Below are 8,104 nucleotides of genomic sequence, written 5' to 3' on the forward strand. Positions count from 1 at the left end.
ATGGGAACCTCCGGAAGCGAGCGGCTCGACGTCGGACGCCCGTTCGTCGGGCCTTCCGGCGTCCGGGGGCGCGCCCCCGAGCGACCCCCGACCCTACCATGTCAACATCGTTTCCACCGGCACCAGGACGCACGTCGCGCGCCACTCCGACCCCGCCGGGCGCGCCGAAGGGGGCTCAGTCGCCCTGCATCAGGCCGCGGATCCGCCCGTCCGCACCGACGCGAACCCGCTTCGCAGCCGGTTCCCGCGGGAGGGCCGGCATCGTCACGATGCGGCCCGCGACCACCACGACGAAGCCCGCGCCGGCGGAGAGGCGGACCTCCCGCACGCGGAGGGTGAAGCCCTCGGCGAGACCGCCCGCCTTCGGGTCGTCGGCGAACGACAGGTGCGTCTTCGCCATGCAGACCTGCAGGGGGCCGTACCCGGCCGCCTCGAGGCGCGCGAGCTCCGCCGCCGCCGCAGCGTCGTAGGCGACGTCCGCCGCGCCGTACAGGTCGGTCGCGAGCGCCTCGATCTTCGCGGTCAGGGGTGCCGCGTCGGGGTACGCGAAGCGCGGGGTGGGCGGCGCGGCGTCGCCCGCGTCGAGCACCTCGAGGACGCGCGCGGCGAGCGCCTCGGCGCCGGCGCCGCCGTCGGCGAAGGCGGTGACCCGCGCGACGGGCACGCCGCGCGCCGCCGCGAACCCCTCGATGGCGGCGAGGTCCGCCTCGCCGTCGCCGGGGAAGACGTTGAGGGCGACGACGGCGGGCAGGCCGAAGTGCGCCACGGCGTCCAGGTGGCGCGCGAGGTGCGGGAGGCCGCGCGTCAGCGCGTCCTCCGACGCCGCGTCGCCGTCGGGGCCGGCGCCGTGCTCGCGGAGCGCTTTGGCGGTCGCGACCAGCACCACGGCGCGGGGCCAGAGGCCGGCCTGGCGCATCTTGACGTCCAGGAACTTCTCCCCGCCGAGGTCGAACCCGAACCCCGCCTCGGTGACGACCTCCTGGGCGTGCGCCAGCGCGGTGCGGGTCGCGACGACGCTGGAGGCCCCGTGCGCGATGTTCGCGAACGGCCCGCCGTGCACGAACGCGGGCGTCCCCTCGCGGGTCGTGACCAGGTTCGGCTGCAGCGCGTCCTGCAGCAGCGCCAGCATCGCGTCGACCGCCCCGAGGTCGGCCGCGGTGACGTCCGCGCCGGGCGTGGGGCCCTCCGCGCCCTGCCGCCCCACGACGATGCGCCCCAAGCGGGCGCGGAGGTCGTCCACCGAATCGGCGAGGGCGAGGACCGCCATGATCTCGCTGGCGGCGGTGATGTCGAAGCGCGAGGCGCGCTCCGCGCGCCCGCCCGCCGCCAACGTCACGCTCCGCAGGGCCCGGTCGTCGACGTCCAGCACCCGCCCCCACGTGGCGGTGGCGGGCGTCAGGCCGCTGGCGCCGGTCGGGGCGGGGCCGTCCCCCGCCGACGCCGGCGCCGGACGCCCCTTCGCGGCGTCGAGGGCGGCCCAGTGCAGGTCGTTGTCGACGAGCGCCGCCAGCAGGTCGTGGGCGGCGGCGATCGCGTGCAGGTCGCCGGTGAAGTGCAGGTTGATGCGTTCGGCCGGCTCGATCTGGGCGCGCCCGCCGCCGGTCCCGCCCCCCTTGATGCCGAAGACCGGCCCGAGCGACGGCTCCCGGAGCGCCGCCACCGCGCGCCGCCCGAGGCGCGCGAGGCCGTCGGCGAGGCCGACGCTGACCGTCGTCTTGCCCTCGCCCGCCTTCGTCGGCGTCAGCGCGCTCACCAACACCAGGCGCCCCGGGACGCCGTCCGGCGACCGCGCGGCCGCGACGTCGGCGAGCGGGCCGGGCGGGACGGGCACGACCTTGCGGACGCCGGGCCCGTAGGGCGTGAGCGTCGCGGGGGCGAGGTGCAGCGCGGCGGCGGCGCGCTCCACCGCGTGCGGGTCGAGCGGGAAGCGGTCGGCATCGGGCGGCGTCATGTCGCCAGGGTAGCCGAGCCCGCCGCGCTACCCGCCGGGCGCCAACGCGTCGCGCAGGGTGTCGCCCAGCAGGTTGATCGCCAGCACCATCGCCAACAGCACCAGGCCGGGCAGCGTCGAGATCCACCAGGCGACCGCCAGGAACGTCTGGCCGCCCGCGAGCACCCCCCCGAGCGTCGGGGTGGGGGGCGGGACCCCCAAGCCGAGGAAGCTCAGGCCGGCCTCGGCCAAGACGAGCGCCCCGAACTGCAGGGTGCCGTCGACCAGCAGCAGCGGCGCGACGTTGGGCAGCAGGTGCCGACCCATCGCGCCGGGCGCGCGCACCCCGAGGGCGTGCGCGGCCTGGACGAACTGTTCCTCGCGCAACTCGAACGTCTTGGCGCGCACGAGCTTCGCGAAACTCACCCACCCGGTCAGGCCGAGCGTGAGGATCAGGACGACCTCCGACGCCCCCACCGCGGCGATCACCGCGATGGCGAGGAGGATGAACGGAAGCGTCATCAACGTCTCCGTCGCGCCGGTCACGACCGCGTCGACCCACCCCCCGAAGTAGCCGGCCAGCAGGCCGAGCAGCGTCCCGACGCTGAGCGCCAGCAGGAGCGCCGCGGCGCCCACCCCCAACGAGGCGCGGGTGCCGTGCAGCAGGCGCGACGCCAGGTCGCGGCCGAGCTCGTCGGTGCCGAGCGGGTAGAACGCGCCCGCGTCGCTCACGGTGCCGGGCGGCGCGAACGTCGCGCGCAGGTCCTGGTCGGTCGGCTCGCGCGGGTAGAGCGGCGCGGCGAGCGCCGCGACCACGATGACGCCGAGGACCGCCAGCGCGCTGCGCGTCCGGCCCCGCCGCCACCAGCGCCGCCAGGTGCGGCTCACGCGAGCGACACCTTCGGGTTGAGCCAGGCGTAGGAGACGTCCACCAACGTGTTGACCGCGATCAGCAACAACGCGACGGCGAACACGCCCGCCTCGACGACCGGGTAGTCGCGGGCGTACACCGCGTTCACCATCAGGCGCCCCAGGCCGGGCCACGCGAAGATCGTTTCGGTGATGACGCTCCCGCCCAGCACGAAGCGCATCTGCAGCCCGATCTGCGTCACGACCGGGATCAGGGCGTTGCGGAAGGCGTGCCGCCACACGACGAGGCGGCGGACCTGCCCCTTCGCGGTCGCGGTCCGCACGTAGGCGCGGTCCAGCACGTCCAGCATCGCGGTGCGCGTCACGCGCACCAACCCCCCCAGGAGGAACAGGGTCAGCGTCCCGACCGGGAGGACCAGGTGCGCGGCGGTGCCGCTACCCGACGACGGCAACCAGCGCAGCTCCACGGCGAACAGCAGGATGCTCATGACCCCCACCCAGAACACCGGCGTCGATTGCCCCACCAGCGCGAGGGCGGTGATCGCGGTGTCCCACGCCGAATCGCGCCGCAACGCCGTCAGGACCCCCAGCGGGACGCCCAGCACGACCGCGACGAGGACCGCCCAGCCGGCCAGCGTGAGGGTGGCGGGGAGGCGTTCGGCGACGAGGGCGAGCGCCGGCTCGCCGAGCTGGATCGACGTCCCGAAGTCCGCCTGGACCGCCGCCCCGAGGAACCGCGCGTAGCGGATCGGGAGCGGGTCGTCGAGCCCCAACCGCGCGCGGAACGCCGCGACGGTCTCGGGGCTCGCGTCGGGCGGCAACAGCAGCCGGACGGGGTCGCCCGACAGGTTCACCATCGCGAACACGAGCATCGTGAGGGCCAGCAGGACGACGACGCTCAGGACCGCCCGTCGTACGAGGTAACGCGCCATGCGCGCAGCCTACCCCCGGCACAGAGCCTGACGGACGTGACGGTCGGGAAACGATGACGTGACGCCGGTCCGGGCGCGTCGTATGCTCGCCGCGAGCGCCGCCGTCGTCCGGAGGGTGCGCGCCGTTTCCGTCGCTTCCAGGAGGTCGCCATGCCGCAGTCGTTCCCGCTCCGCCCCGCCCGCGCCCTGACGGCGCTGGTCCTGTCCGCCACCCTCGCGGTCGGTGGGCTGGGCTTCGCCCGCACGCTGGTCGTCATGCAGTCCGCCGACGCCGCGACGCTCGACCCGAGCCTCAACCGCGAAACGCCGACCTTCAACGTCCTGATCCACCTGTTCGACGCGCTGATCGACAAGCGACCCGACGGCACCTACGCCCCCGCCCTCGCGAGCGACTGGACCGTCACCGACGACGTCGTCTGGGACTTCACGCTGCGCGACGACGTCACCTTCCACGACGGCGAACCGTTCACCGCCGACGCGGTCGTCTACACGATTCGGCGCCTCCTCGACGACGCCACGGAGTCGCCGATCGCCGGCGGCTTTTCGTTCATCGCGTCGGTCGAGGCGACCGGCGAGCACGCGGTGCGCATCACGACCGACGGGCCCGCCCCCCTCGCCGAGCACTACTTCAGCGAACTCCTGATCACGCCCCCACACGTCCTCGAGGCGGTCGGACCCGAGGCGTTCGCCCGCAACCCGGTCGGGACGGGCCCCTTCCGCTTCGAGGCGTGGCAGCGCGACGTCGCGCTGGAGCTCGCGGCGTACGAGGACCACTGGCGCGGTGCGCCGGCGGTGGACGGCGTCACCTTCCGGCCCGTGCCCGAGGCGAACACCCGCGTCGCCGCCATCCAGGCGGGCGAAGCGGACGTCGTCGCGCAGGTCCCCCCGACCCTCGCGCCGGTCCTCGACGCCGCGCCCGGCGTACGCCTCGAGGCGGTCGACGGCGCCCGCGCGATCTACGTGGGCATGAACGTCACCGGCGGCGCGGACGCCCTGCAGGACGCGCGCGTGCGCCGCGCCCTGAACCTGGCGGTCGACGTCGACGGCATCGTCGAGGGCGTCCTCGCCGGCCGCGGCACGCCGACGACCGGCTTCCTGACCGACGTCGACTTCGGCTACGTCCCCGGCTCGAGCCCGTTCCCCTACGATCCCGACGCCGCCCGCGCCCTGCTGAGTGAGGCGGGCTACGGGGACGGCGGCCCGAGCCTGGTGCTGCAGGCCCCCAACGGCCGGTACGTCGGCGACGCCGCGGTCGCGCAGGCGGTGGCGGAACAACTGAGCGACGTCGGCGTCGACGTCGAGCTCGAGATCCGCGAGTACGGCGCCTACGTCGGGGACCTGTTCGGCGGGAACGCGCCGGACCTCTACCTGATCGGCTGGGGCAACGCCCCGCTCGACGCGGACTTCATCTACGTCCCGCTCCTCGGCAGCGACGAGCTGCTGTCGTACTACGCCGACCCCGACCTCGACGCCGCCCTGCAGACGGCCCGGACCACCGTGGACCGCGACGCCCGCCTCGCGGCGTACGCCGACGTCCAGGCGCACGTCGACGCCCAGGCGCCGGCGCTGTTCCTCTACAAGCCCCAGGACCTCTACGGCGTCGCGGACGACGTGGCGTGGACGCCCCGCACCGACGAACGCATCTGGATGTACGCCGCCGAACTCGACTGACGCAGGGCGCTGCGGCGCCGGCGTCCGGGGGGTAGGCTCGCACGCATGACGCGCGACGCCTCCCCCCCCGACGCCTCCCCCGACCCCGGCGCCGACCCCGGCGCCGGCCCCGAGGCCGACACGACGCACGCACGCCCGCAGGGCGGCGGGGACGCCCTCCCCGCCGCCCTGCTCGAGTGGTACCGGGCGCGCCTCGCGGAGCTCGTGGCGCTGCCCAGCGTCGCGGCGGACGGGCGCGCCATCCCCGAGACCGCCGCCGCGGTCCGCGACCTGCTGATCGGCGAGGGGTTCGACGCGGAGCTGCACGCGACCGGCGGCGCGCCGGTCGTGTTCGCCGAACGCCGCGTCCCGGGCGCCCCGACGCTGCTGCTGTACAACCACTACGACGTGCAGCCCGAGGACCCGGTCGACGCGTGGACGAGCCCGCCGTTCGAACTCACCGAGCGCGACGGCGCCTGGTACGGGCGCGGCGCGGCGGACGACAAGGGCGAGATCGTCTCTCGGCTGGCCGCCCTGCGCGCCTACCGCGAGCGCCACGGCGACCTGCCGTTCGGGGTCGTGATGGTGATCGAGGGGGAGGAGGAGATCGGCAGCCCGAACCTCGCGGCGTACGTCGCGGCGCACGCCGACGCCCTCGCCGCCGACGGGTGCCTGTGGGAGTTCGGCGGCGTCGACGCCGCCGGCACGCCCGTCACGTACTGCGGCATGAAGGGCGTCGTGACGCTCGACCTGCGCGTCCGCACCGCGGAACGCGACCTGCACTCCAGCTACGGCGTCGTGGCGCGCGGCGCGGCGGCGCGCCTCGCCGCCGCCGTCGCCAGCCTCGAGGACGAGGACGGCCGCGTCGCGGTGCCGGGGTTCACCGACGGCGTGCGGCCCCCGACCGACGCGCAGCGCGCGCTCGTCGACCGCCTCCCCGACGAGGCGGCGGAGCTCGCGGACGTGTTCGGCATCCCCGCCTGGCAGCGCGGCCTCGCGGGGGCGGCGTGGAACCACGCGCTGTACTTCGAGCCCACCCTGAACGTCAACGGCGTCCACGCCGGCTACGGCGGGGAGGGCGCGAAGACGGTCCTCCCGAGCGAGGCGTTCGCGAAGCTCGACGTGCGGCTGGTGCCCGACCAGGACCCCGAAGCGGTCGTCGCCGCGATCCGCGCGCACCTCGACGCCCGCGGGTTCGCCGACGTCGAGATCGTGCGCGGCCCCCACGCCGAGCGCGCCGGTCGCTCCGACCCGACCGACCCGTTCGTGCTCGACGCCGTCGCCGCCCTCGAGGACGCCTACGCCGTCGCCCCGCTGGTGCTGCCCAACAGCCCGGGGTCGGGCCCCATCCACCCGTTCGTCGAGGGGGTCGGCGTCCCCGTCGTCGGGATCGGCTGCGGCTACCCCGGAAGCCGCATCCACGGGCCGGACGAGCACGTCCGCATCGAGGACGTCCGCCGGGGCACGCTGGCGACGCTACGCCTCTTCGAGCGCGTCGCGGCGCGCGCCGGCGTGACGCCCGGCCGACCGACCGACTGACGCGCCGGGCGTACCGTCCTCGGATGCTCGAGTCCCCCCTCGTCCGCCGCACCGCCCTCGGGGGCGTCGGCCTCGCGGCCCTGCTGACCACCGCGCACGCCGTCAACGACGCCTTCGCCAACATCCTCCCGGTGTTGCTGCCCACGCTGCAGCAGCGCTTCGGGGTCGGGGAGGCGGTCCTCGCGGCGTTCGTCGCCCTGATCTCGTTCTCCAGCAACGTCCTGCAGGCGTTCGCCGGCGCGCTCGCCGACCGCTGGGGTCGGCGCCGCACCGCGGCGCTCGGCCTCGTCGTCGGGAGCCTCCTGATGAGCCTGATCGCCGTCGTCCCGACGATCTGGGCGGTCTTCCTGGTCCTGGCGGTCGGCGGGCTGGGGTCGGCGATCTTCCACCCCGGCGCGGCCTCCATGGCGCGGCAGGCGGGGGAACGCAAGGGCCTGGCGATGGGCCTGTTCGGGGCGGGCGGCCCGTTCGGGAGCGCCGTGATGCCGATCGTGGCGTTGTGGTTGCTGCGGACCTACGGCCCGTGGGCCCTGACGTGGCTCGCGCCGATCGGGGTGGCGGTCGGCGTGGCGTTGCTCGTGCTCGCGCCGCACCAGCCGCCCCCCGAACGCGCGCGCCGCCCGAAACTGTTCGACCGGACGTTGTTCTTCGGGCCCGTCGGACTGCTCGCGGTCGTCGGCATCCTCCGCGCGACCGCCTACATCAGTTTCCTGAACGCCATGCCGCTGTACCTCGCGAACGTCCGCGGGTACGCCGCGGACGCCGCCATCCTCGGGCTGACCCTGGCGACGTTCCAGATCGCCGCGTCGGTCGGCGTCGTCGCAGCCGGCGCGCTGGAGCCGAAGCTGGGACGGATCCCCCTGATCGCGGGCACGATGCTGCTCGCGCTGCCCGCCCTCCTGGCGACGCTGATCCTCCCGGCGGGGTCGCCGGCGTTCTACGCGGCGGTCGCGGCGGCGGGCGCCTTCACGAACGCCTCGATCCCCTTGCTCGTGATCAGCGCGCAGGACCTCGCGCCGGACGCCGTCGCGACGGCGTCCGGCATGTTGATGGGGTTCACGTGGGGGATGGCCGGCGTCGCGTACCTGGGCTTCGGCGCGGTGCAGGAGCTCGTGGGGCTCGTGCCGGCGCTCGCCGCGGGCTTCGCGTTCGTCGTCCCCGCCGCGGGGCTCGCGACCGTCGT

The 8,104-nt window shown here is 75.3% G+C and carries 6 protein-coding genes; 3 read left to right on the top strand and 3 right to left on the bottom strand.

From position 1 onward, the window contains the following. Positions 1-175: 175 nt before the first annotated feature. Genes RI554_09435 through RI554_09445 form a run of 3 tightly spaced genes read right to left on the bottom strand, consistent with a single transcriptional unit; the run spans position 176 to position 3,732 of the window. A complete protein-coding gene (locus tag RI554_09435; protein ID MDR9392236.1) occupies positions 176-1,951 on the bottom strand; it encodes a formate--tetrahydrofolate ligase in 1,776 nt (591 codons plus the stop codon). Between the two features lie 27 nt (positions 1,952-1,978). After that, positions 1,979-2,818, bottom strand: a complete 840-nt coding sequence (locus tag RI554_09440; protein MDR9392237.1) for an ABC transporter permease — start codon at positions 2,816-2,818, stop codon at positions 1,979-1,981. Continuing rightward, complete coding sequence (locus RI554_09445; protein ID MDR9392238.1) at positions 2,815-3,732, bottom strand: ABC transporter permease; 918 nt, start codon at positions 3,730-3,732, stop codon at positions 2,815-2,817. Before RI554_09445 ends, RI554_09440 begins: the two co-directional genes overlap by 4 nt. A 150-nt stretch (positions 3,733-3,882) precedes the next feature. Here RI554_09445 and RI554_09450 point away from each other — a divergent pair, with 150 nt between their 5' ends. From RI554_09450 to RI554_09460, 3 genes are all read left to right on the top strand, one after another. Then, on the top strand, positions 3,883-5,403 hold the full coding sequence (locus RI554_09450; GenBank protein MDR9392239.1) for an ABC transporter substrate-binding protein: 1,521 nt from the start codon (positions 3,883-3,885) through the stop codon (positions 5,401-5,403). A gap of 45 nt (positions 5,404-5,448) precedes the next feature. Next, positions 5,449-6,921 carry a M20/M25/M40 family metallo-hydrolase gene (locus RI554_09455; protein ID MDR9392240.1) on the top strand — a complete coding sequence of 491 codons (1,473 nt, stop codon included), beginning with the start codon at positions 5,449-5,451 and terminating at the stop codon, positions 6,919-6,921. Positions 6,922-6,944: 23 nt separating this feature from the next. Further along, on the top strand, positions 6,945-8,104 hold a 1,160-nt coding region (locus RI554_09460; protein MDR9392241.1), incomplete at its 3' end, for an MFS transporter.

This window comes from Trueperaceae bacterium, assembly GCA_031581195.1.
In the GTDB taxonomy this organism is placed as follows: domain Bacteria; phylum Deinococcota; class Deinococci; order Deinococcales; family Trueperaceae; genus SLSQ01.

Excerpts from the sequence above, each read along its gene's own strand:
- RI554_09435 (MDR9392236.1), bottom strand. The coding sequence starts at position 1,951 with ATGACGCCGCCCGATGCCGACCGCTTCCCGCTCGACCCGCACGCGGTG.
- RI554_09445 (MDR9392238.1), bottom strand. The coding sequence starts at position 3,732 with ATGGCGCGTTACCTCGTACGACGGGCGGTCCTGAGCGTCGTCGTCCTG.
- RI554_09450 (MDR9392239.1), top strand. The coding sequence starts at position 3,883 with ATGCCGCAGTCGTTCCCGCTCCGCCCCGCCCGCGCCCTGACGGCGCTG.
- RI554_09455 (MDR9392240.1), top strand. The coding sequence starts at position 5,449 with ATGACGCGCGACGCCTCCCCCCCCGACGCCTCCCCCGACCCCGGCGCC.